Raw genomic sequence first — 22,574 nt, 5'->3', positions numbered from 1 at the left:
GCACCCGTGCGTCAGGCCCCGCCGCGCTCCCCCGTCGCGGCGGGGCTTCGCGCTGCCTCGCCGTCCGGGCGGTCGGTCACGTCCAGGAACACCTGGTCCGCGTCCGGGAACGTGCTCGCCAGGGAGCGCTTGATGCGCATGGAGACCTCCTCGACCCGCTCGCTGTCCAGGCCCGGCACCAGGTCGATGCGGGCGGCCACCAGGGTGGAGTCGAGGCCCATCTTCATCGTGAGCAGCGCCTCCACGCTGTCGATCTCGGGCTGCGCCTCCAGCAGCGACCGGATCCTGCCGCTCAGTTCCGGGTCGGCCGCCTCGCCGATGAGCTGGTCACGGGCGTCCCGGCCGAGCCGGTAGGCGACGTAGACCAGCAGCACGCCGATCGCCATCGAGGCGGACGCCTCCCACACCACGTTGCCGGTGACCATGTGCAGGGCCATGCCGATGAGGGCGAGGGTGACACCCAGCACGGCCGTGCCGTCCTCGGCGACCACGGTCCGCAGCGCGGGGTCGCGCAGCGCCGCGAGGCCGCCGCCCTGCCGGCGCACCTGGTGCAGCGCCCGCAGCAGCGAGGCGGCCTCGGCCAGCAGGGCCACGCCGAGCACGATCAGACCCGCCACATAGCCGCTGAACTTCTCCTCGGTGCCCGAGCCGAGCGCCTCGAAGCCCTGGAAGAAGGAGAAGCAGCCGCCCATGACGAAGATGCCGACGGCCGCGAGCAGCGACCAGAAGAAGCGCTCCTTGCCGTAGCCGAAGGGGTGCCGGCTGTCGGCGGGGCGGCGGCTGCGGCGCAGGGCGGCCAGCAGGAACACCTCGTTGAGGCTGTCGGCGACGGAGTGCGCGGCCTCCGACAGCAGCGCGGGCGAACCCACCAGCACTCCGCCTACGCCCTTGGCGACGGCGATCACCAGGTTGGCGGCCAGGGCCACCAGGACGGTGACCCGGGTGTGCCGATCGGTCTTCGAGTCACCCGACCTGCTTCCCGCCCCGCCGGGCGCGCCCTCGCTCCCGTCCGTCGACGCCTGCTGCGCCGCGTCGTCCCTCGCCTGTCGCCCCGCGGTGTTCGTCGCCGCCGGTGGCGCGGATCCCCTCACCTCCGCCGGCCCGGTGTCCGTAGTGTCGGCGCCAGGGGGTGTCGCGCCGCTGTCCTCGGCCGTCCGTGCGGCCGTCTCCCGTTCCGAGGATGTCCCACTCACCTGTCGTCGACTGCCCCCGACGGCACCGGTCACACCGTGCGGACGGCGGAAAACGGGGAACGCGTGGTCCGGTGACCCCCGGAGGACGAGGAGGAGTGATGGACGGCGACGGCAACAGCGCCTACGGCCACAAGACGTTCACCCGGTCCCGGAGCCACTTCGCGGACCGCGTCACCGTGGACGGCCGGGACGGCTGGCCGGTGGCGGCGGGGCGCTACCGGCTGGTGGTCTCCCGCGCCTGCCCGTGGGCGAGCCGGGCGGTGATCTCGCGCCGGCTGCTGGGCCTGGAGGACGCCCTGCCGATGGCGATCGTCGACCCGATCCAGGACGACCGCAGCTGGCGGTTCACCCTGGATCCCGGTGGCCGGGACCCGGTGCTCGGCATCCGGTACTTGAGCGAGGCCTACGACCGCAGGGAGAAGGACTACCCGGGCGGGGTGAGCGTGCCCGCGGTCGTGGACGTCCCCTCGGGGCGGCTGGTCACCAACGACTACCAGCGGCTCACCCTGGACCTGGCCACCGAGTGGAAGGCCCTGCACCGCCCGGGCGCGCCGGACCTCTACCCGGCCGCCCGGCGCGAGGAGATCGACCAGGTGATGGACGAGGTCTACCGGGACGTGAACAACGGCGTGTACCAGGCCGGGTTCGCCTCGCGGCAGGAGGACTACGAGGAGGCGTACACCGCGCTCTTCCGGCGCCTGGAACTGCTCGCCGAGCGGCTGGCCGGGCAGCGCTATCTGGTCGGCGACACGCTCACCGAGGCGGATATCCGGCTGTTCACCACCCTGGTCCGGTTCGACGCCGTCTACCACGGCCACTTCAAGTGCAACCGCTGGAAGCTCTCCGAGAACCCGGTGCTGTGGGCGTACGCCAGGGACCTGTTCCAGACACCCGGGTTCGGCGACACCGTCGACTTCGACCACATCAAGCGGCACTACTACCAGGTGCACAGCGGCATCAACCCCACCGGCATCGTGCCGCTCGGCCCCGATCCGGGCGGCTGGCTGAGCCCGCATCACCGGGAGGAACTGGGTGGCCGGCCCTTCGGGGACGGCACACCGCCGGGGCCGGTGCCGCCCGGCGAACGGGTGGCCGCTCGGGGACGGCCCGCATGAGGACCGTCTGACGAGGAAGGAGTCAGGAATGGCGAAGAACAAGAAGAAGAAACTCCCGCTCGCTTACCAGCCGGTCGGATTCGTGCTCAGCTGGGCGGGTGGCGCGCTCGCCGGCATGGCTTTCCGCAAGGCCTGGAAGGCGATCCGGCACGAGGAGGACGCGCCCGACGCCCTGGACCCGGACCGCGGCTGGGGCGAGATCCTGCTGGCGGCGGCCGTCCAGGGCGCCATCTTCGCGGTGGTGCGCAGTGCCGTGGACCGCACCGGCGCCAAGGCCATCGCCCGGTCGACGGGCGTGTGGCCGTCGAGCGACAAGGGTGGCCGGGACTGATTCCCCCGGGCCACCCGTTGTGCCCGTCTTGAGAAGACCCGGATGACAACTGTGGCGAGGGGACGCGAAGGGAACGGGCCCGCCGTCCGCGGCACTCGCGGAGGTCGGCGGCCGAGTTCCCCTCGCGTCCCCTCGCCGGGCATCGCGGCCGCACCGGCCGGTCAGCTTCTTACGAGACTCTGACGCACCCGTCCTTCCCCTTCGGGATCCGCTGCCCCTCGGCGACTCTGGTCGGGCGAGCCCCCGATGACGAGGGCCGCTGGACCGCCCGCCTTCGCCGAGTCCGGCGGGGAGGGCATCGCCGCGGTGCAAGGAAGCGGCCTCCGCGGCGACCGTCCCCGGACGCGCACCCCTCGAGGTGGGCGTCCGGGGACAGCGGTTCACACCGGCGCGGCCTGACATCCACGGGACATCGCCGCACGGGCCGTGGGACTCGGGCCGCCGGGCACCGCTACCCCTGCTTCGGAGCCCTCGTGGGGTTCAGGCGCAGGGTGAAGGAGTGTCCGGCGGGGTCGGCGTAGCCACGTTCCTCGTACGGTCCCGCCGCGTCCCTCGTCTCGATCGGCCGGCCGCCGAGCCCCACCACCCGGCGTTCGGCCTCGTCCAGGTCCTCGACCAGGAACTCCAGATGCGCCTGGAGGGAGTTCTCCGGGCGCGGCCAGCTGGGCGGGGTGGCGTTGACGTCCCGGCGGAAGGCCAGCCGGACGCCGTCGGCACCCTGGATCTGCACCAGGTTGGCGGAGGCGTCCGTCAGCTCGCCCTCCAGCAACTCCTTGTAGAACTCGGCCAGTTTCTCGGGTTCGGCGCAGTCGAGCACCAACACGCCCGCTGTTACCAGTGCCATGCTTCCTCCCGGGTTCGCCTGTCCCCTGCGGATATCCCCGGCCACCCGATTCAGTCGGTCAGTCGGTCAGTCGGCGGGCAGCCACCGCCCGTCGCGCATCAGGTCCCTCCCCGGCAGCTCGTTCGCCTCCCGCCAGGCCTGCACCCGACGCGGGGTGACGCTGAAGTACAGGTAGCGATCCGCCAGTTGACGGGGGTCGAAGCCGGTCTTCCCGGCGAAGACCTCGGCGTCCTCCTCGGGCAGGTCCTCGGGCGTCACCGCCCGGACGGTGCCTTCGACGATGACGACGTCCCGGGTCGGGCCGATGCCGAGACGGGCGGTACCGGTGGCCACGAGGTTGCGGCCGGTGGGGCTCTCGGCGGGGGTGGCGAACAGCAGGGTGGAGCCGTCCCACACGAACGACAGCGGGACGAGGTAGGGGGCGGCACCGTCGGTTCCCGCGGTCGCGACCCAGGCGTCGACGTCGTGCTCCAGCCGGTGCAGGGTGTCCTTCTTGCGCTGCTCGGCACTGCGGGCGGGCGCTTCGGTCATGTCGTACGGCCTCCTGGTCTTCGGTGCCACGGGTGTGACGCGCGGACGTCGTCCAGTGTGACGGTCGCCGGTCGGCGTGGCCCCGGATCCTGGGAAGGCGTGTCCGGGTACGTGCACCACCTCAACAGCAGTGGCCGGGTGGCCGTCGGAGCCCTCGCCGACCTGGTGGTCCTGGACCACGACCCGTTCACCGGTCCGCCGGAGGCATTCGCGGAGACGAGGGTGGCGCTCACCCACGTCCGGGGTGCGCGGGTGTACGCGGCCGGTCAGGCGCAGCCGACGCCCCGCTCGACCGCCGGCCAGGCCTCCACGCCGTGCGGCGTGCGGACATAGGCGGTCGCCTTGTCGGCGGTCAGCCACAACCGTCGACCGCCCTGGTGGTAGCCGGTGTCGCGGGCGCCGGCCGGCATGCGGGTCCTGGCGCGGTACGGTTCCCGCACCAGGCCGTCGCGGCCCAGCACACCCTCGGGATCGCGGGCGTAGGTCCGGCCGTCCACGGTGAGGAAGTGGGCGGACTCCCAGCCGCAGTGCTCCGCTCCGGCGGAGCCGTCGAGTCTGCTCACCGGCACCCTGCGGCCCTCGCGGTCCGTCCAGACCTCCCAGCCGAGGGCGGCCGCGACGCGGGCGGGGAGTTCGGCGGGGTCACAGGCGGCGCTGGTCTCCGGGCCCCAACCGGGCCGGTCGCGCTGGTCCTTGGCCACCACGACGGCCACCTTGGTGCGGCCGCCGACGTCGAAGGAGTACAGCACCCGGTCCGCCCGCGCGCGTTCGGCCCGGTAGCCGTGGTCGGGCTGCCGCGGCTCGAACATGTCGAAATAGAGGGCCAGGCCCTCCTCCGGTGTGTCACCGCCGTCGGACTCGCTCCAGCCGTCGGGGCCGGAGCCCTCGAAGATCTCGCCGTCGCACTCCAGCGCCCGGCCCGCGGCCCCGGAGGCCGACCGCAGGGCGCGCGGGCCGCTCCCGTCCGCGTGCCCGACGTGCAGGCGCAGCGGGCCGTCGTAGGGCCTCGTCGGCGGTGTTCCGCGCACCACCAGGTCCGGTCCGGGACCAGCGTCGCCGCACCCGGCGAGCGTCAGGGCCGCCAGCGCCGTCAGTGCCGCCGTCCCCATGAGTCCTGTGCGCATGCCCCATCCCGCTCCGCCGCGGACCGTACGGTCCCTCGACGCCGGAGCGGCCGGAAGCGTTCAGCGGGCCTGCTGGAACGTCCTGCGGTACGCCTGCGGGGAGACGCCGATCGCCGCGTGCAGGTGCTGCCGCAGCGAGGCGCCGGTGGCGAAGCCGACCTCGGCGGCGATGCGGTCCACGGCCAGGTCGCTGGACTCCAGCAGATGCCGGGCGCGGGCCACGCGCTGCTGGATCAGCCAGCGGCCGGGGCTGAGGCCGACCTCCTCATGGAAGCGGCGGGCGAAGGTGCGCAGGCTCATCCGGGCGTGTCCGGCCAGGTCGGCCAGGGCGAGGGGCTCGTCGAGGCGTCCGAGGGCCCAGGCCCGGGTGGCGGCCGTGGACGCGGCTCCGCTCTCCGGGACCGGCTGCTCGATGTACTGGGCCTGGCCGCCGTCGCGGAACGGGGGGACGACGCAGGCGCGGGCGACGGCGTTGGCCAGGTCGCTGCCGTGGTCGGTGCGGACGATGTGCAGGCAGATGTCGACGCCGGAGGCGGCGCCGGCGGAGGTGAGGATCCGGCCGTCGTCCACGAACAGCACGTCGGGGTCGAGGTCCACCTGCGGGTAGCGGCGGCGGAAGAGATCGGCCACGTGCCAGTGGGTGGTGGCCCGGCGGCCGTCGAGGAGTCCGGCCTCGGCGAGGACGAAGGCGGCGGTGCAGATGGAGACGATCCGCGCGTCCGGACGGATCCGGTCGAGGGCGGCGGCGACCTCCTCGGGCAGGCCGACGGGCAGGTGCGCCGGTGGCACGCTGGCCACGATCACCGTGTCGGCCGTCTCCAGGATCTCCGGGCCGTATTCGACGGCGACGGCGAAGTCGGCGTTGGTGCGCACCGGTCGGCCGTCGACGGTGCAGGTCAGGACCTCGTAGTGGCCGCCGGCCGCGCCGAAGATGCGGCTGGGGATGCCCAACTCGAAGGGGTAGACGCCGTCGAGGGCGAGGACGACCACCCGTTCGGGGCGCCGGGCGCGCAGCTGCATATCAGGCATGGCACGATCCTATCGGATGTTGGCAATCATGCCATTTCCTGAACGCGCGAAGCCGGGCAGGCTGGGTGACCATGAGCGATGTGAACACGATGCGAGCGATCAGCCAGGACGTCCTCGGCGGTCCCGAGGTCCTGAAGGAAGTACAGGTGGAGCGGCCGAAGCCGCGTCCGAACGAGGTGCTGGTCCGGGTGCGGGCCGCCGGGTTGAACCCGACCGACTGGAAGCACCGCGCCAATGGCGGGTTCCTGGGCCGGCCGCCGTTCGTGCTCGGCTGGGACGTGTCGGGCGAGGTGGCGGAGACCGGGATCGGTGTGGCCGCCTTCCGGCCCGGCGACGAGGTGTTCGGCATGCTGCCCTACCCGTTCGGCCACGGCTCGCACGCCGAGTACGTGATCGCCCCGGTCCGCGCGCTGACGCACAAGCCGGCCTCGATCGACCACGTTCAGGCGGGTGCGCTGCCGCTGGTCTCCCTGACCGCCTGGCAGGCCCTGACCGAGCACGCGGACGTGCGGCCCGGGCAGCGGGTGCTGATCCACGCGGCGGCCGGCGGGGTCGGGCACGTGGCCGTGCAGATCGCCAAGGCGCGGGGCGCCTATGTGATCGGCACGGCGAGCGCGGGCAAGCACGACTTCCTGCGCGAGATCGGCGTCGACGAGCCGATCGACTACCGGTCGGTCGACGTGACGGAGACGGTCCGGGACGTCGACGTCGTCCTCGACACGCTCGGCGAGGAGACGTCCGTGCGGTCCCTGCGCATGCTGCGGCCGGGCGGTGTCGTGGTGTCGATCCTGCCGGTGGGCTCGCAGGAGTTCTTCGAGGAGGCGGAGCGGCTCGGGGTGCGGGCGGTGCGCATGCTGGTGGACGCCGACCGCGGCGGGATGCGGGCGGTCTCGGAGCTGGCGGAGTCCGGGAAGCTGAAGGCGGCGATCGCGGGCACGTTCCCGCTGGCCGACGCGGCGAAGGCGCACGAGCTGGGCGACACCGGGCGGACGACGGGCAAGCTGGTGCTGGTGGTCGACTGACCGGGGCCGGGCCGTGGCGCGGGCCGCTCCCGCGAACCGCGCCACGGCGTACCCGCCGCAAACTCAAAGACATATGTCAATCGAACATGCTCAAATTCCTCCCATCGTGGGTAACTTGACGGTCGGGAACCGACGTCCGGGCCGGTGGGAGGAGATGCCGTCGTGCGAGACGAGCCCGCACCGCCCACCCGGCACCTGCGGGTGCGCCGGCACCACGGCTACACGGTGCTGGAGTTCCGGGGCGAGATCGACATCGCCGCGGCGGCGGAGATCGGGCCGGTCCTGGACCGGGTGACCCGGCACACCGGCGCCCGGGTCGTGATCGATCTGCGGCCGGTGGAGTTCTTCGACTGCTCGGGACTGCGGCTGCTCTACCGGGGCCGGGCCCGGGTGCTGGAACGCGGCGGCCGGCTGGGGCTGGTGTGCACCCACCCGCTGACCCTGCGCGTTCTGCGGGTGACCGGCCTCGACCGGCTGCTGCCGCCCCATCCGACCCCGGACGCGGCCCTGGCCCAGTCCGAGGCCGCGTCCGGCGCCCCCTGACGGGCTACGACTCCTCGAACAGGGCGCTGACGGACTCGCCGTTGTGGATCCGCCGCATCGCCTCGGCCAGGGCCGGGGCGATGGACAGCACACGCAGCTTGTCGGGGTGCTCGCCCGCGGGGATCGGCACGGTGTTGGTGCAGACGATCTCCAGCACGTCCGGCTGCTCGCTCAGCCGGGTGAGGGCGCCGGCCGCGAACAGTCCGTGCGTACACGCCACCCGGATCGAGCGCGGCCTCGACTCCCGGAGCCGGTCGAGCAGTTCCAGCACGGTGCTGCCCTTGGCGATCTCGTCGTCCAGCACGATGACGTCCCGGTCGGTGACGTCGCCGATGACGGAGCTGATGGTCACCCGGTCGTCGGGGTAGCGCTGCTTGGCACCGGCCGCCACCTGGGCCCCGATCCGCCGGGCGAAGGCGGCGGCCTCCTTGGCGTTGCCGAGGTCCGGGGAGACGACCGTCGTGCGCGTCAGGTCGTAGCGCCGGAAGTACCCGGCCAGTTCGCGCAGCGCGTGCAGATGGTCCACCGGCACCGAGAAGAAGCCGTGCACCTGCGGGGAGTGCAGTGTCATCGCGAGGACCCGGCTCGCGCCCGCGGCCACCAGCAGATCGGCGACCAGCCGCCCGCCGAGCGAGATGCGCGGCGCGTCCTTCTTGTCGGAGCGGGCGTAGGAGTAGTGCGGCACGACGACGGTGATCCGGGCCGCCGAGGCGCCGCGCGCCGCGTCGCACATCAGCAGCAGCTCCACCAGGTGCTCCTGCACCGGCCTGACCAGCGGCTGGACCAGGAACACGTCCCGCTCCCGGCAGTTGGCCTGAAGCTGCACCTCCAGGCAGTCGTTGGCAAACCTGCTCACCCGGGTCGGCCTGAGCGGCACCCCGAGGTGGGCGCAGACCTCACGGGCCAGGGCGGGATGGGCACTGCCGCTGAAGACGGCGATGTCTCGCACGATCCGCTCCTTGGACGACCGGCACCGGCTGGCTCGTCATGCTACCGGCGGCCGTGCCTCTCATCCGGCCAACACGTCGGCCTGTTCGGGCCGTTGGCGGGCATCCGGTCAGCAGGAAGGAGGACCGTCACGATGACGACTTCCGTCAGACGGCTGCCCGGCTGGGCCAAGGCCGTGGCCGCGATCGTCCTGGTGCTCGCCGTGCTGTTCGCCGGAATCCGGCTGGCCGTGCTGCCGGGCATCAAGGACCTGTTCGGCACCCGGACCGAGGACCGTTCCGGACCCACGCTCCTGAAGTCCATCCAGGACATGAGCCGCTACGACGCCGCCTCGGGCAACTTCCAGGTCGTCGTGGACCTGGAGAAGGACGCGAAGTTCCTGCCCGACGCCATCCGCGGCACCCGCACCCTGTACGTCGGCGCGGGCACCGTGGACGCCTATGTCGACCTGGGCCGGCTCGGCGGGCGCGATGTACGGGTGAACGACGACCGTACGTCGGCCACCCTGCGGCTGCCGCACGCGCGGCTCGGCCGGCCGGCCCTCGACCCCGACCACTCCTACGCCGTGTCCAAGCAGCGCGGGCTGCTGGACCGGCTCGGCGACCTCTTCTCGGACAATCCCAACAGCGAGCAGGCCGTGCAGAAGCTCGCCGTGCGGCACATCGGCGACGCGGCACGCACCAGCGGGCTGACCGCCCGCGCCGAGAAGAACACCACCGGCATGCTGCAGGGCCTGCTGCGCTCCCTCGGCTTCACGGAGGTGCATATCACCTACGGATCCTGACCGGACGTCTCCCGCACCCTCACCCGGGGTGCGCGGGGTCAGCCGCCCAGCACTCCCGGCAGCGCCAGCGCCCCCAGCACGGTGGCGCCGACGAGCAGCCAGGCCACGTAGTCGCCCACGTGGCCGGACTGCAGCCGGCGCAGCGGCTCGGCCCAGCCGGGGGCGGCCAGCCAGCCCGGTCGGGTCACGGCGAGGGCGGCGAGGGCCGCGGCCAGCGCCGTGGAGGCGACGCCCAGCAAGGCGCCGTGCGCCGTCCATTGCGCCGAGGCATGGGCGCCGCCCGAGCCGGCCTCGTTGACGGAGCGGGCCACCAGATCACCGAAGCCGGGAGCCACGCCCACGGCGAGCGCGGCGGCGAGCAACAGGGCGGGCACCACCGTCATCGTGTCCGGGACCCGGCTGAGCAGGGTCCCGGTCTCGGGCTGCTCGTCGGAGCCGCTGGTCTCGTACTCGGCGTCCCGCGGGCGCGGCCCCAGCCCGAGGAAGACGCGTGCGGTGACCCGCAGGACGGCACCGGCGGTGATCGCGGAGGCGAGGACGTACACCACGGTGAGCGGGCCGCCGACCGCCTCCTCGGCGACCGACTTGCCGAGCGCGGTACCGAAGGGCGGCAGACCGGCCAGGGCCACGCCGCCGACGGCGAACATCACCGCGGTCGCGCGCAGCGGACGGCCCCGCCCGTGCAGGGCGTGCTCGTCCACGCTGCCGAACCGGTCGAGCAGGACGCCCGTGCAGGCGAACAACGCGGCCTTCACCCCGGCATGCCCGAGGAGGTACAGGGCGACGCCGTCGTCGCCCTCGGGGGTGAGGACGCCGAGGCCGACGAGGAAGAGGCCGGTGTGGGCGACGGTGGAGTAGGCGAGCAGCCGTTTGATGTGCCGCTGATACCAGCACATGACGGCGCCGATCGCGGCCGTCAGGGTGCCGAGCGTCACCAGGGCCCGGGTCAGGTCGGCGGCGGGGATGCCGCCGGGGCCGGCGAAGACGGTGCCGTACACGCGCCACACGCCGTAGGCACCCAGTTCGACCATCACTCCGGACAGCAGCATGCAGACCGGGGTGGGGGCGACGGCGTGCGCGTCCGGGAGCCAGAAGTGGAAGGGCACGGCGGCGGCCTTCACCAGCAGACCGGTCATCACCAGCACGAAGGAGGCGAGGACCAGCGCGTCCGGCCCGCCGTGCCCGGCGGCGGTGTCGAGACCGCGCCCGATCTTCGTCATGGCCAGTTCGCCGGTGCGGGCGTAGAGCAGACCGATCCCCATCAGCATGGCGTAGGCGCCCAGGGAGTTGACGACGCCGAAGGTCAGGGCGCCCTGGACGGCCTTGGCCTCGTCGATGCGGTAGCCGGTGAGGGCGTAGGCCGTGACGCTCATCAGCTCGAAGAAGACGAACGCGTTGAACAGGTCGCCGGCGATGGCGAATCCGCACATCGCGCCCTGGAAGACCAGCAGCAGCGCGGTGAACGCCCCGCGGTGTCCGTGCGGCGGCTCGTCGAAGTAGCGCCAGGAGTAGGCGAGCGCGGCGAGGGTCAGCAGCGAGACTGCGGTGGCCATGCCGAGCGCCGGGCCGTCGCCGACCACGACGATGCCGACGCTCTCGCCGGCCACCGGCAGCCAGCCGCCGACCCATTCCACCATCGGCGGCGAGGAGCCCAGCAGCAGGACGACGGCGAGCGCGGCCGTGCCGCCGGAGACCACGAAGCCGGTGATCTCGGCGGCGACCCTGGGCAGCCGGCGGCCGACGGCCACGAGCAGGGCGGCCCCGAGCAGCGGGAGCGCGGGGAGCAGCGGGAGCAGATGGCGCATCAGCCGCGCAGCTCCCGCAACTCGTCGGGGTCGATGGTGCCGTGCCGTTTGGCGATCTGCAGGACCAGGGCGAGCAGCAGCGCGGTGACGGTGGCGCCGACGACGATGTCGGTGAGGGTCAGTGCCTGTACGACCGGGTCGACCACCGGCCGGGAGCCGGGCCGGATGTCGGAGAAGACGGGCGCGGTCGCGCCGTCGCGGTAGCCGACCGCGAGCAGCAGGACGTAGGTGGCGGACTGGCAGACCGCGAGGCAGCCGACGGCGTGGATGAGGTTTCGGCTGGTGGCGAGGCCGTAGCAGCCGGTCAGGAAGACATGGACGGCGACCAGGTACGGCAGGACGTGCATCACGGTGTTCAACTGCCCTCCTCCTCCTCGATCTCGACGGCCTGGTCGAGGAAGCCGGCGAGCAGGACCACGACCGCGCTCGCCACCTCCATGCCGACGGCGGCGTTCAGCAGGGGCACCGAGCCGCCGGAGGACAGCGTGTTGAAGGTGCCGTAGGGCAGCAGGGTGTTGGCGAGGAACGCGGTGCCGGCGAGGACGGAGGCCACGCCCAGCACGACGTAGGAGCAGACGGCGAGCGCGTCGGTGGTCTCGAACACACCGAGCGGGCGGACCCGTTCCAGCGCACGGTAGTCGGCGCCGAGGTAGAGCAGGTGCAGGGCGGTCGCGGCGACGACCCCGCCCTGGAAGCCGCCGCCGGGGCTGAGCTGGCCGTGAGCGATGACATACAGACCGGTGACCAGCGCGACGGGCAGCACGAGCAGGGCGTAGCGGCGCACCGGCCGGGCCACGTCGGCGGGTTCGGGCCGGGCGCGGTGTTCGCCGCGGGCCTGGCGCAGCAGCACCACACAGCCGAGGACGGCCGAGAACAGGATGCTCATCTCGCCGAGGGTGTCGTAGGCGCGCTGGTCGAAGTTGACGGAGGCGATGGTGTTGGCGGTGTGCCGGTCGAGGGAGGCGTGGACGGCCCGTTCGCCGTAGGGGTGCCACCGGCCGCCGAAATGAGGCAGGTCGAGGCAGCCGGCGACGAGCAGGGCCGCCAGGCCCGCGCCGCCGAAGGCCAGCAGCCACAGCCGCAACCGGGTCACCCCGGGTCCTCCTTCGAGCGGCCGCGGCGTCTGATCTTGCGCACCGAGAGCATGATCAGCAGCGGGGTCAGCGCGGAACCGACGGCCAGTTGGGACAGTCCGACGTCAGGTGCCTGGAGCACGGTGAACAACGCGGCCAGGACGATGCCGAGCACGGACAGCACGAGTGCCTGGCGGGCGGGGTCGCGCTGGGCGACGGCAGCCGTGGCCGTGGCGGCGACCAGCAGCAGCGTGACGACGGTCAGGGCGTCGTTCATGCCGTGCCTCCCGCGCGTTCGTCCGGCACCGGGTCAGCCACCGGACACCCCCTTGAAGCCGCCCGACAGCGCCCGCCCGGCGATCACGTTGCCGCCGATCAGCAGGGCACCGATCACCAGCAGCTTCACCATCGCCCGGCCCGGCCCCGTGGCCACGCACAGCGCGACCACGACCCCCAGGCCCAGTGCGGCGGCCGCCCAGGTCAGTTTCCAGGCGCCGGGCCTCCCCCCGTCCAGGTCGCCGGTAAGGAGGCGGGCGAAGACGAGGGTGCCGACCGGGCCGAGGAGGGCGAGCAGCAGGGCGAGGTCGACGTAGGCCGGGCGGCCGTAGCCCTGGGCGAGGAGCAGCAGGGCGGGGCAGACGGCCGAGGTGGTCAGGTTCTGGGCGATCACCCGGCGAGCCGGGGGGCCGGTGGCGACGCCCCACAGGGCGGCCGCCCCTCCCCCGCCCAAGACGACGGTCGCCGCGAGCATCCAGCCGTTCACCGCCAGTTCACCGCCCTTCGGCCGACCCGGGCCAGAGCCGCGCCCACGGCGGCGCAGCACGCGCCGACGATCCGTTCCAGGGTGTCGACCGAGGTGATGAGCACCAGCCACAGCAGCGCCAGCGCCGTCCACCAGAGGAGGAGTTCACCGACGGTGAGGAGGACCGCGCGCGGTGCCGTACGCCGGGCCATCCGCGCCTCCTCCGTCCGCTGTGCACACATGTGCGGCGTTGTGTCCATGCGCCGCTGGGGGCATCCAAGCACCGCCGGGTCCATGGCGGGGCGGCGGCACGCGGGTCGCCACCCGGAGTGCCCCGGGAGCGTGAACGGAAACCGGCGGTGTGCGCCCGGTGGTCCGCGGCGCGGCGGCATCCCGGGGCGGTTGCCGGGTAACCGCGCTGAGAAGCCGGGAAGTTGAGCACAGGAGGACCGACATGACCCGTACCGTCCCGCGTCTACCCGCGGTCTTGCGTGCCCCGGGGAGGAAGAAGCCGGGCGAACGGGCCCCCGAGCCGGCCCCCGAGCCGGTCGCGCGGCACACGCTGCCCCTGCCGGTGCGGATACTGGCGATGCTGGTCGCCTTCACGATGATGGTCGCCTTCGCCGTCGTGCTGGCGCGTCTGACGCTGCAGCCGTCCCCGGCGTCGGTGTCGCTGACACACAGCAACCTGCACCCGGGGCGCTCGCTGCACGCCTATCTGACGCAGGCGCAGTGGCGGGACGCGGTCAAGCAGCTCGGCGGGAACGTGCTCCTCGGTGTGCCGTTCGGCGTGCTGGTGCCGGTTCTCGCCCCGCGGGCCCGGGGCATGTTCCATGTGCTGGCGCTCACGGCGCTCGTGATGCTCATGGTGGAGCTGGCGCAGGGCGCGCTGGTCACCGGCCGGGCCTTCGACATCGACGACGTCATCCTCAACACCACCGGGGCGCTGCTCGGTTGGCTGGTGCTGGGCCGGCGGCTGGGCCGGGCGGTGCACGCGCGCGTCGTCGAGCCCCGGACCGACTGACGCTCGCGCGCTCCGGAGTGAACGATCACCGACAACAGGTCCGGACCAGAGTATTGACGGCGGCTTACCTCACTCCTTAAATCAAGAGGCATCCCACCCCCCACACCCAATGGGAGAGCCATGGCCGGCCCGCGCCTGCTCCGTAGATGTCTCCTCGCCGCCCTGTCCGCCGCGCTGATCGGCGCGGCGGCCGTCGGCCCCGCCCGGGCCGAGGGCGCCGCCCCGGCGGCGGCCGCCGCCACCACCTTCTCCGACACCTTCGACGGGCCCGCCGGCGCGGCGGTCGACGGCTCGAAGTGGAACCTGGAGACGGGTGACAACGTCAACAACCACGAGCGGCAGTACTACACCTCGGGCACGAGGAACGCGGCCCTGGACGGCCAGGGCCACCTGGTCATCACGGCCCGGAAGGAGAACCCGGCCGGCTACCAGTGCTGGTACGGCAGCTGCCAGTACACCTCGGCCCGGCTGAACACCTCGGGGAAGTTCAACGCGCAGTACGGCCATGTCGAGGCCCGGATGAAGATCCCACGCGGTCAGGGCATGTGGCCCGCCTTCTGGATGCTGGGCACACCGGTCAACTGGCCGGACTCCGGGGAGATCGACGTGATGGAGAACGTCGGCTTCGAGCCCTCGACCGTGCACGGCACCATCCACGGCCCCGGCTACTCCGGCTCCGGCGGCATAGGCGCGGGTTACTCGCTGCCGAACGGGCAGGCCTTCGCCGACGCCTTCCACACCTTCGCCGTCGACTGGGCGCCCGACTCCATCACCTGGTCGGTGGACGGCACCGTCTACCAGCGGCGCACGCCCGCCGACCTGGGCGGTAGGACGTGGGTGTTCAACAAGCCGTTCTTCCTCATCCTGAACCTCGCGGTCGGCGGCTACTGGCCCGGCGACCCGGACGACTCCACCCGGTTCCCCCAGCAACTGGTCGTCGACTCGGTGTCGGTGACGACGAGCGGCAGCGCGGCCGGAGTACCGGTGCGGGGCCTGGACGGCAAGTGCGTGGACGTGGCGGGCGCCAACCCCGCCAACGGCACCCCGGTCCAGCTCTACGACTGCAACGGCAGCGCGGCCCAGGCGTGGACGACCGGTTCGGACGGCACGCTGCGGGCGCTCGGCAAGTGCCTGGACGTGGCCGGCAACGGCACCGCGGACGGCTCGGTGGTCCAGTTGTGGGACTGCACGGGCGGCCCGAACCAGAAGTGGACCGTCTCCGGCGCCCACGACATCGTCAATCCACAGGCGAACAAGTGCCTCGACGTCACCGGGAACACCTCGGCCAACGGGACCCGGCTACAGATCTGGACCTGTACGGGCGGCGCCAACCAGAAATGGACGGTCGGCTGAGCGGTCGGCTCAGTGCAGCGTCCAGGTGTACTTGTCGCCTCCCACGAAGCGGACCACGTCCGGGTCGTCCAGATCATGGATGGGCAGGCCGTGGGAGGCGGCCGTCACCAGGACGTCCGTGACGGTCCTGGCCTCCCCGACCACCTCACCGTCGATCTCCATGATCCGGAAGGGCGGCTCGCCGTGCCTGCCCGGGCACACGCCGAGCACCAGGATCCGCGGTCGGGACAGGTGGGGAACTGCTTGTTCGGTCATGCGATTCAGCGTAGAACGCAATGCGCGCCGACGACTCGTCAGCGCCGACCGTCCAGGAGGTCGAGGACGGCCGCCTCGACCGCCCCCTGGGTGGCCGGGCGCCCGAAGTCCCCGTGTTCGCCCAGCCGGGTGAGCGCGGGGGCGATCGTCACACCCTGGTCGAACCGCTCGAAGACAGCGGGATCGATGTAGGACGCCCGGCACACCGCCGGGGTGTTGCCCAGATAATGGCTGACCTCGCGCACGGCCCGGGTGATCTGCCGGCGCCGGGCGGTCCGGGTGGCGCGGGCGGGGCCGGCGGTCACCGAGACCGCCACGGCCGCGAGGACCGTGGCGTGCCAGGTGCGGAAGTCCTTGGCGGTGACGTCGGTGCCGGACAGACGGCGCAGGGCCTCGTTGAGGTCGTCGCCGTGCAGGTCGTGCCAGGCCCCGTGTTCATGGAAGGCGAGGAAGCGGTCGCCGTCGCCCGGCCGGCGCAGCAGCGCCTGGGTGACGGTGCGCACCTGGTCGTCGACGAGGGCGCGCACCGTCCGGACACCGCCCTTGGCCGGGAAGCTGAACGTGATCTCGCCGCGACCGCAGGTGACGTGCTCGCGGAGCATGGTGGTCAGGCCGTAGGTCTCGCTGGTGCGGGTGTGCCGGTCGCTGCCGATGCGGAAGAAGCCGAGGTCCAGCAGTCTCACCGCGCAGGCGGTGACCCGGGGCCGGCTCAGCCCGCGCCCCGCCAGGTCGGTGGCGACCTTGGCGCGCAGCTCGGGCAGGGTCCGCGCGACCTGCCGTACGTGCTCGTGTTTGGCCTTGTCCCGCTCGGCCCGGAACTGCTCGTGGTACAGGTACTGGCGGCGCCCGGCCGCGTCGGTGCCGACGGCCTGGAGGTGGCCGTTGGCCGAGGGGCAGATCCACACGTCGCGCCAGGCGGGCGGGATGGTCAGGGCGCGGATACGGGCGGTCTGCCGGGGGTCGGTGAGCGGCGTGCCGTCGGTGCCGACGTAGCGGAAGCCCCGGCCGCAGCGGACGCGTCCGTAGCCGGGGTCGTCGCAGGAGACGGTGCGCAGTCGCATGGCCGGCTCAGGGACGGCGCCAGTCGTCGCTGGTCAGGTGGGAGCCGGCCTGGGGGCCCATGCGCAGCATGCCGCCGTCGACGCTCCAGGAGGCTCCGGTGACGTAGGAGGCGTCCGGGCCGGCCAGGAAGGCGATCACGGCGGCCACCTCGCGGGCGTCCCCGGGGCGTCCGAGGGGGATGCCGGGCCGGTGTTCGGTGTGCACGTCGGTGTCCTCCTGACCGGTCATCGGGGTGGCGATCTCGCCTGGGGCGACGGCGTTCACGGTGATGCCGTACTCGGCCAGTTCCAGGGCCATCACCTGGGTGAGCAGGCCCAGTCCGCCCTTGGCGGCGCAGTAGGGGGCGGCGCCGACCCGGGGCTGGTGCTCGTGGACGGAGGTGACGTTGACGATGCGGCCGCCGTCGCCCTGCCGGATCATGTGCCGGGCCGCCCGCTGCCCGCACAGGAACGGACCGACGAGGTCGACGTCCAGGACCCGGCGCACGTCGTCCAGGGTCAGGTCGAGGTAGGGGGTCATGGTGCCGGTGCCGGCGTTGTTCACCAGGACGTCGAGGCGGCCCAGTTCCCCGCACAGCTCGTCGACGGTGTCCGCGGCCTCGGGCAGCCGGGTGAGGTCGAGCCGGGCGACGGCGGCGCGGCGGCCCTTGTCGCGGACCTCCCGGGCCGCCTCCTCGGCGCCCTTCTCGTCGGAGTGCCAGGTGATGCCGACGTCCAGGCCCGCTTCGGCCAGGCGTACGGCGGTCGCGCGGCCGATGCCGGAGTCCGCTCCGGTGATCAGCGCCGTGCGCCGCGTGGCTGGTGCGGACATGGCGGCCCTCCTCGCGGTCGTGACGTCACGGTGGTCACGTGGACGAGTCACCGCAGTACCCAGGGTGGTGCCGGGCAAACGGAGGGGTGGGCGCGCCGGGTGCCGGGTGCGGCGCTCCGTGCCGGCCAGGTCTCCCCGCGCCCGGTCGCGGTGCCTGGCGGACCCTGGTGTGCATGGACCCCCTCGACGCCCTCGACCGGATCGCCTTCCTGCTGGAGCGGGCGATGGCCCCCACCTACCGCGTGCGGGCCTTTCGCACCGCTTCCCGGGTGCTGGCGACCCTGCCCGGGACCGAGGTGGCCGAGCGCGCGGCGGCGGGCACGCTGGAGTCGCTGAAGGGGGTGGGCCCGAAGACCGCCCAGGTGGTGCGCGAGGCACTGGCCGGCGGGGTGCCCGGGTATCTGGCCAAGCTGGAGGAGGAGGCCGGCGCCGCGTCCGCCTCCGGTCCCGGTGCCGGGCTGCGGGCGCTGTTGCGCGGGGACTGCCACACCCACTCGGACTGGTCCGACGGGGGCAGCCCGATCGAGGAGATGGGGCGGACCGCGGCCGCACTGGGCCATGAGTGGACGGTCCTCACCGACCATTCCCCGCGGCTGACCGTGGCTCGCGGGCTGTCGCCGGAGCGGTTGCGCGAGCAGCTGGCCGTGGTGGCGGAACTGAACACGCGGTGGGCCCCGTTCCGGCTGCTCACGGGCATCGAGTGCGACATCCTGGAGGACGGCTCGCTGGACCAGGAGCCGGAGCTGCTGGAGCGGCTGGACGTGGTCGTGGTGTCCGTGCACTCCAAGCTGCGCATGGACGCCCGCTCCATGACCCGGCGGATGGTGGCCGCGGTCCGCGATCCGCACGCCGACATCCTCGGTCACTGCACCGGGCGCCTGGTGACCGGCCGGGGGCGTCCGGAGTCGGAGTTCGACGCGGACGAGGTGTTCGCCGCGTGCGCCGAGTCCGGGACGGCCGTGGAGATCAACAGCCGGCCGGAGCGGCTGGACCCGCCCCGGCGGCTGCTGCGCAAGGCGGTGGAGGCGGGCACGCTGTTCGCCGTCGACACCGACGCGCACGCGCCCGGGCAGCTGGACTGGCAGATCCTGGGCTGTGCCCGGGCCGAGGAGTGCGGGGTGCCGGCCGAGCGGGTGGTGACGACGTGGTCGGCGCCGGAGCTGCTGGACTGGACGGGTACGGGCCGGGTGCCGGCACGCGTGGCGGGGGCCGGGCGTGGTACCCGGTCCGGGGAGTGAGAGAAAGGATCCCGCATGGACCGCGCCGCCCTCTTCGACGTCGACGGAACCCTCGTCGACACCAACCATCTGCATGTCGTCACCTGGTGGGAGGCTTTCCGGCAGGCGGGTCACGAGGTGCCCATGCACGCCATCCACCGGGCGATCGGCCTGGGCTCCGACGACCTCGTCGCACATCTGCTCGGCGAGGACCGGGACAAGGACCAGGACGCCGAGCTGAGCGCCGCGCACAAGGCCCTCTACGGGCAGTACTTCGACCGGCTCCCGGCCCTGCCGAAGGCCGGGGAACTGCTGCGGCACCTGCATCGGGACGGCTGGACGATCGTCCTCGCCACCTCGGCCGGCGGCGCCGAGCTGGGCGCGCTGCGCCGGGCGATCGACGCGGACGACGCCATCGCGGACACGGCGAGCGCCGATGACGTGGCGCGGGGCAAACCGGCCCCCGACCCCGTGGAACACGCCCTGCAGCTGGCCGGGGTGCCGGCCTCGCGGGCGGTGTTCGTCGGCGACACCGTGTGGGACATGCGGGCCGGCAACAAGGCCGGGGTGCGCTGCATCGGTGTGCTCTGCGGCGGGATCCCCCGGGCCGACCTGGAGGAGGCCGGCGCGGAGACGGTCTTCGCCGACCCCGCCGACCTGCTCGCCCGCCTCGCGGAGACCCCGTTGGGCTGAGCCTCACCGAGCGTGACTCAGGTCACGTGCGGGGGTGGAACACCACGATGTCATTGCCCGTTAAACCAATGGTGGGTACGGATGGGACAGTGTCCCCGGGCCTCACCTTTTGCCCACAGGGACGATCGTTCGGCTGAAGCCCTGTGGAGCCTTTCGCCGAGAGGCGACCGCCATCCGTACCCGCCCACAGACCGCCCCGGCCGTGATTCCCCCGTCACGGCCGGGGCTTCCTACGTTCCGGCCCGCGGCCCGGCCCGTGTGCGGGCGCGGCGCCCGGGTACCCGGCCGGTCGTCGCGGCCACGGCCGCGGGGAACGGAAGGAGCCGAAGGTGAGCAGCTCAAACGGCAGCAGGGTGGTCGTGACCGGCGCCACGGGCAATGTCGGGACGAGCGTGGTGCGTCTGCTCTCGGAGGACCCGAGGATCAAGTCGGTACGGGGGCTGGCCCGGCGGACGCCCGCGTGGTCGCCGCCGAAGACGGAGTGGTCCGCGGTCGACGTGTCCTCGGACCTGGCGAACCTCGCGGAGCGGTTCGAGGGCGCGGACGCCGTCATCCATCTGGCCTGGGCCTTCCAGCCGACCCACGACCCGGCCACCACCTGGCGCACCAACGTGCTCGGCTCCCTCAAGGTGTTCGAGGCGGTCGCCGCTGCCCGGGTGCCGGTGCTGGTGCACGCGTCCTCGGTGGGCGCCTACTCGCCGGGGCCGAAGGATCGCGCGGTGGACGAGTCCTGGCCGACCCATGGCTGGCCGGACGCCGCGTACTGCCGGGAGAAGGCGTATCTGGAGCGCACGCTGGACGTGTTCGAGCGTGACCACCCCGAGGTCCGGGTGGTCCGGATGCGCCCGGCCTTCCTGTTCAAGTGGCAGTCGGCGAGCGAGCAGCGCCGGATCTTCGGCGGCCGTTATCTGCCCGGTCCGCTGGCCCGGCCCGAACTGCTGCCGTTCCTGCCGGACATCCCGGGCCTGCGGGTGCAGGCGCTACACACGGACGACGCCGCCGAGGCCTACCGGCTCGCGGTGCACGCGAACAACGCCCGCGGCCCCTTCAACCTGGCGGCGGATCCCCCGCTGGACGCCGGGGTGCTCGCCGAGCTGCTCGGCACGCGCCCGGTGCGGCTGCCGCGCGCCGCGGCCCGCTCCGCCATCGCCGCGGCCTGGGGGCTGCGTCTGCTCCCCGCCTCGCCGCACTTGTTCGACGCGGTGCTGCGCCTGCCGCTGATGGACTGCGGGCGGGCGCGCACCGAGCTGGGCTGGCAGCCGAAACGGTCGGCGACCGAGGTGATCCAGGAGTTCCTGAACGGCCTGCGCAAGGGCGGCGGGATGGAGACGGAGCCGATGCGCGGACGCAAGGTCGGCTGAACGACGTACCAGGTAGCACCAACCGAGGAGGCGAGGGAGACATCATGGCCGCACAGCGGGCACAGGAGTCCGACAACGACAACGGGGCGCGTCCGGTGCCGAGGGACCTGCCCGATCAGCAGGCCCGGCCGGGCGAGGACCCGTGGGAGGTCGTCCCCGGGCATCCCCTCGACGAGCAGCGGGACCCGAACATACCGGACACCGACGAGGCCGGCAGCGGACCCAAGGGGGCACCGCGTCCGGGCACGGTGAACCCCGAGCAGCCGACGCCGCAGGAGCCGCCCGCCTGAGGGCCGCCGCCCGGAGCCGGCTCAGCGCGGGGCGCGCTCCTCCAGCGCGGCCCGCCAGGCCGGCAGCCGGTCCTCGCCGACCGGTTCCGGGCGTCGTCCGCCACTGCCGAAGAAGTCGGCCAGCGGCAGGATCGCGGCGCCGACGGTGACCGCGTCGGGGCCCAGGTGCCCCAGTTCGATGGCCACCTTGTCGGCCGGATGGCGCAGGGCGTACGTCGTCGCGTGACGGCGTACGGCGGGCAGGAAGCGGGTGCCGAGCTGGAGTCCGGCCCAGCCGCCGATGAGGATCCGCTCCGGCTGGAAGAGGTTGATGAGGTCGGAGAGTCCGGCGCCGAGGTACTCGGCCGTCTCCTCCAGCACCCCCAGCGCGACCGGGTCGGCGGCGGTGCCCTCGGGCGGGTAGGCGGCGGCGAGCATCGCGGTGAGCGCGGTCTCCTCGTCGGCGCCTTCCGGTGGCCGCCCGCCCGCCTCGCACCAGCGGGCCAGCAGCGATTCGGCGCCCGCGTACGCCTCAAGGCAGCCGGGCGCGCCGCAGCGGCAGCGCCGGCCGCGAACCCGGACCGTCAGGTGGCCCCACTCCACCGCCCTGCCGTGCTCCACCTCGGGGGTGACGAGGCAGGCGCCCACGCCGGAGCCGAAGAGCACGACGACGGCGTTGCGTGCGCCACGCCCGGCGCCGAACCACATCTCCGCCTGGCCCAGGGTCTTGGCGCCGTTGTCGATGAAGTACGGCACCTTCTCGGGGAGCCGGGAGGTCGAGCGGAGCAGCCGCTCCAGCGGTACGGCGTCCCAGCCGATGGTCTGGCCGTGGACCACCGCGCCCCGGTCCTGGGTGTGTTCGACGATGCCGGGGACGCCGACACCGACTCCCAGCAGCCGTTCGGGTACGGCGTGCCCGGCGGTGAGGACCTCGGCGATGCCGTCACGGATGTGGCCGACGATGACGTCCACGTCGTAGCCCTGTGGGGTCAACGGGCGTTCGGCGCGGGCGAGTTCCGTGAGGGCCAGGTCGAACAACTCCACCCGCACCCGGGTCTCGCCGACGTCGACGCCGATCATCTGGCCGCTGTGCGGGGAGACGCGCAGCAGGGTGCGGGGCCGGCCGCCGTCGGAGTCGACGCTGCCGGCCTCCTCGACCAGGCCGTCGGCGACCAGGTCCGCGACCACGTTGCTGACCGAGCCGGAGCTGAGCCCGGTCGCCGGGCCCAGCTCGAAGCGGCTGAGGGGGCCGTCGAAGTAGAGCCGTTGCAGCACCGCCGTGCGGTTGCCTCGCCTCAGGTCGCGTACCGTACGTCCGCTGCGCCCCGCCATGTGGCTCCCTTCACGAACCCTGCCCGACCTGCAACATACCCCTTCGGACAGGGGGGACGCGATATTCTCCCAACCCTTAGTTCACGCTGTGAGCTAAGACGGGGCCGCCGCGGG

At 73.1% G+C, this 22,574-nt stretch carries 28 protein-coding genes; 12 read left to right on the top strand and 16 right to left on the bottom strand.

Features of this window, described 5'->3' with window-relative positions:
- Positions 1-11: 11 nt before the first annotated feature.
- Entirely contained in the window at positions 12-929 is a 918-nt protein-coding gene (locus ACIBA9_RS01905) for a cation diffusion facilitator family transporter (protein ID WP_399359991.1), read from the bottom strand.
- Positions 930-1,291: 362 nt separating this feature from the next.
- On the opposite strand from ACIBA9_RS01905, the gene ACIBA9_RS01900 reads away from it, so the two are divergent.
- Positions 1,292-2,308, top strand: coding sequence for a glutathione S-transferase family protein (locus tag ACIBA9_RS01900; RefSeq protein WP_399359390.1), 1,017 nt, complete (start codon positions 1,292-1,294; stop codon positions 2,306-2,308).
- A 28-nt stretch (positions 2,309-2,336) separates the two neighbouring features.
- Positions 2,337-2,639 carry a DUF4235 domain-containing protein gene (locus ACIBA9_RS01895; protein ID WP_399359389.1) on the top strand — a complete coding sequence of 101 codons (303 nt, stop codon included), beginning with the start codon at positions 2,337-2,339 and terminating at the stop codon, positions 2,637-2,639.
- 451 nt (positions 2,640-3,090) lie between these two features.
- On the opposite strand, the gene ACIBA9_RS01890 is transcribed toward ACIBA9_RS01895, so the two are convergent.
- Positions 3,091-3,483 carry a VOC family protein gene (locus tag ACIBA9_RS01890; RefSeq protein WP_399359388.1) on the bottom strand — a complete coding sequence of 131 codons (393 nt, stop codon included), beginning with the start codon at positions 3,481-3,483 and terminating at the stop codon, positions 3,091-3,093.
- A 66-nt stretch (positions 3,484-3,549) separates the two neighbouring features.
- Complete coding sequence (locus tag ACIBA9_RS01885; RefSeq protein WP_393899215.1) at positions 3,550-4,014, bottom strand: pyridoxamine 5'-phosphate oxidase family protein; 465 nt, start codon at positions 4,012-4,014, stop codon at positions 3,550-3,552.
- Positions 4,015-4,113: 99 nt separating this feature from the next.
- On the opposite strand from ACIBA9_RS01885, the gene ACIBA9_RS01880 reads away from it, so the two are divergent.
- Positions 4,114-4,347: an amidohydrolase family protein gene (locus ACIBA9_RS01880; protein WP_399359387.1), complete on the top strand. Its 234-nt coding sequence runs from the start codon at positions 4,114-4,116 to the stop codon at positions 4,345-4,347.
- On the opposite strand, the gene ACIBA9_RS01875 is transcribed toward ACIBA9_RS01880, so the two are convergent.
- A complete protein-coding gene (locus ACIBA9_RS01875) occupies positions 4,281-5,138 on the bottom strand; it encodes a hypothetical protein (protein ID WP_399359386.1) in 858 nt (285 codons plus the stop codon). The genes ACIBA9_RS01880 and ACIBA9_RS01875 overlap by 67 nt on opposite strands.
- Positions 5,139-5,198: 60 nt before the next feature.
- Positions 5,199-6,167: a GlxA family transcriptional regulator gene (locus tag ACIBA9_RS01870; RefSeq protein ID WP_399359385.1), complete on the bottom strand. Its 969-nt coding sequence runs from the start codon at positions 6,165-6,167 to the stop codon at positions 5,199-5,201.
- A gap of 71 nt (positions 6,168-6,238) precedes the next feature.
- Between ACIBA9_RS01870 and ACIBA9_RS01865 the strand changes: the two genes are divergently transcribed.
- Together ACIBA9_RS01865 and ACIBA9_RS01860 are read left to right on the top strand one after the other, a co-directional pair.
- Positions 6,239-7,189, top strand: a complete 951-nt coding sequence (locus ACIBA9_RS01865; RefSeq protein WP_362152242.1) for an NADP-dependent oxidoreductase — start codon at positions 6,239-6,241, stop codon at positions 7,187-7,189.
- A gap of 162 nt (positions 7,190-7,351) precedes the next feature.
- A complete protein-coding gene (locus ACIBA9_RS01860; protein ID WP_362165437.1) occupies positions 7,352-7,732 on the top strand; it encodes an anti-sigma factor antagonist in 381 nt (126 codons plus the stop codon).
- Between the two features lie 4 nt (positions 7,733-7,736).
- On the opposite strand, the gene ACIBA9_RS01855 is transcribed toward ACIBA9_RS01860, so the two are convergent.
- On the bottom strand, positions 7,737-8,681 hold the full coding sequence (locus ACIBA9_RS01855; protein WP_362165439.1) for a ribose-phosphate pyrophosphokinase: 945 nt from the start codon (positions 8,679-8,681) through the stop codon (positions 7,737-7,739).
- A 132-nt stretch (positions 8,682-8,813) separates the two neighbouring features.
- Between ACIBA9_RS01855 and ACIBA9_RS01850 the strand changes: the two genes are divergently transcribed.
- A complete protein-coding gene (locus ACIBA9_RS01850; RefSeq protein ID WP_399359384.1) occupies positions 8,814-9,464 on the top strand; it encodes a DUF4230 domain-containing protein in 651 nt (216 codons plus the stop codon).
- A gap of 38 nt (positions 9,465-9,502) precedes the next feature.
- Here ACIBA9_RS01850 and ACIBA9_RS01845 read toward each other — a convergent pair whose 3' ends face one another.
- From ACIBA9_RS01845 to ACIBA9_RS01820, 6 genes are read right to left on the bottom strand one after another with little or no spacing between them, the layout of a single operon-like run.
- Entirely contained in the window at positions 9,503-11,269 is a 1,767-nt protein-coding gene (locus tag ACIBA9_RS01845) for a complex I subunit 5 family protein (RefSeq protein WP_399359383.1), read from the bottom strand.
- Positions 11,269-11,616, bottom strand: coding sequence for a sodium:proton antiporter (locus tag ACIBA9_RS01840; RefSeq protein WP_362165481.1), 348 nt, complete (start codon positions 11,614-11,616; stop codon positions 11,269-11,271). The genes ACIBA9_RS01845 and ACIBA9_RS01840 overlap by 1 nt, the downstream gene beginning before the upstream one ends.
- Positions 11,617-11,624: 8 nt before the next feature.
- Complete coding sequence (locus ACIBA9_RS01835) at positions 11,625-12,362, bottom strand: MnhB domain-containing protein (RefSeq protein ID WP_399359382.1); 738 nt, start codon at positions 12,360-12,362, stop codon at positions 11,625-11,627.
- On the bottom strand, positions 12,359-12,619 hold the full coding sequence (locus ACIBA9_RS01830; RefSeq protein ID WP_362165449.1) for a hydrogenase subunit MbhD domain-containing protein: 261 nt from the start codon (positions 12,617-12,619) through the stop codon (positions 12,359-12,361). The genes ACIBA9_RS01835 and ACIBA9_RS01830 overlap by 4 nt, the downstream gene beginning before the upstream one ends.
- 33 nt (positions 12,620-12,652) lie before the next feature.
- A complete protein-coding gene (locus tag ACIBA9_RS01825; RefSeq protein ID WP_399359381.1) occupies positions 12,653-13,105 on the bottom strand; it encodes an MrpF/PhaF family protein in 453 nt (150 codons plus the stop codon).
- Positions 13,102-13,326 carry a hypothetical protein gene (locus ACIBA9_RS01820; RefSeq protein ID WP_399359380.1) on the bottom strand — a complete coding sequence of 75 codons (225 nt, stop codon included), beginning with the start codon at positions 13,324-13,326 and terminating at the stop codon, positions 13,102-13,104. The genes ACIBA9_RS01825 and ACIBA9_RS01820 overlap by 4 nt, the downstream gene beginning before the upstream one ends.
- 212 nt (positions 13,327-13,538) lie before the next feature.
- Here ACIBA9_RS01820 and ACIBA9_RS01815 point away from each other — a divergent pair, with 212 nt between their 5' ends.
- On the top strand, positions 13,539-14,108 hold the full coding sequence (locus ACIBA9_RS01815; protein WP_399359379.1) for a VanZ family protein: 570 nt from the start codon (positions 13,539-13,541) through the stop codon (positions 14,106-14,108).
- Between the two features lie 120 nt (positions 14,109-14,228).
- The gene (locus tag ACIBA9_RS01810; protein WP_399359378.1) at positions 14,229-15,461 is read left to right on the top strand and encodes a lectin; all 1,233 of its coding nucleotides are present in this window, start codon (positions 14,229-14,231) and stop codon (positions 15,459-15,461) included.
- Between the two features lie 9 nt (positions 15,462-15,470).
- On the opposite strand, the gene ACIBA9_RS01805 is transcribed toward ACIBA9_RS01810, so the two are convergent.
- From ACIBA9_RS01805 to ACIBA9_RS01795, 3 genes are read right to left on the bottom strand one after another with little or no spacing between them, the layout of a single operon-like run.
- Positions 15,471-15,716, bottom strand: a complete 246-nt coding sequence (locus ACIBA9_RS01805) for a hypothetical protein (protein WP_362165461.1) — start codon at positions 15,714-15,716, stop codon at positions 15,471-15,473.
- A 38-nt stretch (positions 15,717-15,754) separates the two neighbouring features.
- Positions 15,755-16,777: a DNA topoisomerase IB gene (locus tag ACIBA9_RS01800; RefSeq protein ID WP_399359377.1), complete on the bottom strand. Its 1,023-nt coding sequence runs from the start codon at positions 16,775-16,777 to the stop codon at positions 15,755-15,757.
- Between the two features lie 7 nt (positions 16,778-16,784).
- Entirely contained in the window at positions 16,785-17,588 is an 804-nt protein-coding gene (locus tag ACIBA9_RS01795) for an SDR family oxidoreductase (protein WP_399359376.1), read from the bottom strand.
- A gap of 173 nt (positions 17,589-17,761) precedes the next feature.
- Here ACIBA9_RS01795 and ACIBA9_RS01790 point away from each other — a divergent pair, with 173 nt between their 5' ends.
- The 4 genes from ACIBA9_RS01790 to ACIBA9_RS01775 all read left to right on the top strand — a co-directional run bounded on the left by ACIBA9_RS01790 (position 17,762) and on the right by ACIBA9_RS01775 (position 21,149).
- Positions 17,762-18,826 carry a PHP domain-containing protein gene (locus ACIBA9_RS01790; RefSeq protein WP_399359375.1) on the top strand — a complete coding sequence of 355 codons (1,065 nt, stop codon included), beginning with the start codon at positions 17,762-17,764 and terminating at the stop codon, positions 18,824-18,826.
- A 15-nt stretch (positions 18,827-18,841) separates the two neighbouring features.
- On the top strand, positions 18,842-19,498 hold the full coding sequence (locus tag ACIBA9_RS01785) for an HAD family hydrolase (protein ID WP_393899201.1): 657 nt from the start codon (positions 18,842-18,844) through the stop codon (positions 19,496-19,498).
- A gap of 329 nt (positions 19,499-19,827) precedes the next feature.
- Positions 19,828-20,859 carry an SDR family oxidoreductase gene (locus tag ACIBA9_RS01780; RefSeq protein WP_399359374.1) on the top strand — a complete coding sequence of 344 codons (1,032 nt, stop codon included), beginning with the start codon at positions 19,828-19,830 and terminating at the stop codon, positions 20,857-20,859.
- Positions 20,860-20,903: 44 nt separating this feature from the next.
- Positions 20,904-21,149 (top strand): hypothetical protein, encoded by a 246-nt coding sequence (locus tag ACIBA9_RS01775; RefSeq protein ID WP_399359373.1) that lies wholly within the window; start codon positions 20,904-20,906, stop codon positions 21,147-21,149.
- Positions 21,150-21,170: 21 nt separating this feature from the next.
- On the opposite strand, the gene ACIBA9_RS01770 is transcribed toward ACIBA9_RS01775, so the two are convergent.
- Positions 21,171-22,460, bottom strand: coding sequence for an ROK family transcriptional regulator (locus ACIBA9_RS01770; protein ID WP_362165473.1), 1,290 nt, complete (start codon positions 22,458-22,460; stop codon positions 21,171-21,173).
- Positions 22,461-22,574: the final 114 nt, after the last annotated feature.

Source organism: Streptomyces sp. NPDC051452 (assembly GCF_044454765.1).
Lineage (GTDB): Bacteria > Actinomycetota > Actinomycetes > Streptomycetales > Streptomycetaceae > Streptomyces.
Note: the sequence above shows the minus strand (reverse complement) of the source record. Positions and strands in the feature narration are given on the sequence as shown.

Excerpts from the sequence above, each read along its gene's own strand:
- ACIBA9_RS01900 (WP_399359390.1), top strand. The coding sequence starts at position 1,292 with ATGGACGGCGACGGCAACAGCGCCTACGGCCACAAGACGTTCACCCGG.
- ACIBA9_RS01895 (WP_399359389.1), top strand. The coding sequence starts at position 2,337 with ATGGCGAAGAACAAGAAGAAGAAACTCCCGCTCGCTTACCAGCCGGTC.
- ACIBA9_RS01890 (WP_399359388.1), bottom strand. The coding sequence starts at position 3,483 with ATGGCACTGGTAACAGCGGGCGTGTTGGTGCTCGACTGCGCCGAACCC.
- ACIBA9_RS01885 (WP_393899215.1), bottom strand. The coding sequence starts at position 4,014 with ATGACCGAAGCGCCCGCCCGCAGTGCCGAGCAGCGCAAGAAGGACACC.
- ACIBA9_RS01875 (WP_399359386.1), bottom strand. The coding sequence starts at position 5,138 with ATGCGCACAGGACTCATGGGGACGGCGGCACTGACGGCGCTGGCGGCC.
- ACIBA9_RS01870 (WP_399359385.1), bottom strand. The coding sequence starts at position 6,167 with ATGCCTGATATGCAGCTGCGCGCCCGGCGCCCCGAACGGGTGGTCGTC.
- ACIBA9_RS01865 (WP_362152242.1), top strand. The coding sequence starts at position 6,239 with ATGAGCGATGTGAACACGATGCGAGCGATCAGCCAGGACGTCCTCGGC.
- ACIBA9_RS01850 (WP_399359384.1), top strand. The coding sequence starts at position 8,814 with ATGACGACTTCCGTCAGACGGCTGCCCGGCTGGGCCAAGGCCGTGGCC.
- ACIBA9_RS01845 (WP_399359383.1), bottom strand. The coding sequence starts at position 11,269 with ATGCGCCATCTGCTCCCGCTGCTCCCCGCGCTCCCGCTGCTCGGGGCC.
- ACIBA9_RS01840 (WP_362165481.1), bottom strand. The coding sequence starts at position 11,616 with ATGCACGTCCTGCCGTACCTGGTCGCCGTCCATGTCTTCCTGACCGGC.
- ACIBA9_RS01830 (WP_362165449.1), bottom strand. The coding sequence starts at position 12,619 with ATGAACGACGCCCTGACCGTCGTCACGCTGCTGCTGGTCGCCGCCACG.
- ACIBA9_RS01820 (WP_399359380.1), bottom strand. The coding sequence starts at position 13,326 with ATGTGTGCACAGCGGACGGAGGAGGCGCGGATGGCCCGGCGTACGGCA.
- ACIBA9_RS01815 (WP_399359379.1), top strand. The coding sequence starts at position 13,539 with ATGACCCGTACCGTCCCGCGTCTACCCGCGGTCTTGCGTGCCCCGGGG.
- ACIBA9_RS01810 (WP_399359378.1), top strand. The coding sequence starts at position 14,229 with ATGGCCGGCCCGCGCCTGCTCCGTAGATGTCTCCTCGCCGCCCTGTCC.
- ACIBA9_RS01805 (WP_362165461.1), bottom strand. The coding sequence starts at position 15,716 with ATGACCGAACAAGCAGTTCCCCACCTGTCCCGACCGCGGATCCTGGTG.
- ACIBA9_RS01800 (WP_399359377.1), bottom strand. The coding sequence starts at position 16,777 with ATGCGACTGCGCACCGTCTCCTGCGACGACCCCGGCTACGGACGCGTC.
- ACIBA9_RS01795 (WP_399359376.1), bottom strand. The coding sequence starts at position 17,588 with ATGTCCGCACCAGCCACGCGGCGCACGGCGCTGATCACCGGAGCGGAC.
- ACIBA9_RS01790 (WP_399359375.1), top strand. The coding sequence starts at position 17,762 with ATGGACCCCCTCGACGCCCTCGACCGGATCGCCTTCCTGCTGGAGCGG.
- ACIBA9_RS01785 (WP_393899201.1), top strand. The coding sequence starts at position 18,842 with ATGGACCGCGCCGCCCTCTTCGACGTCGACGGAACCCTCGTCGACACC.
- ACIBA9_RS01775 (WP_399359373.1), top strand. The coding sequence starts at position 20,904 with ATGGCCGCACAGCGGGCACAGGAGTCCGACAACGACAACGGGGCGCGT.
- ACIBA9_RS01770 (WP_362165473.1), bottom strand. The coding sequence starts at position 22,460 with ATGGCGGGGCGCAGCGGACGTACGGTACGCGACCTGAGGCGAGGCAAC.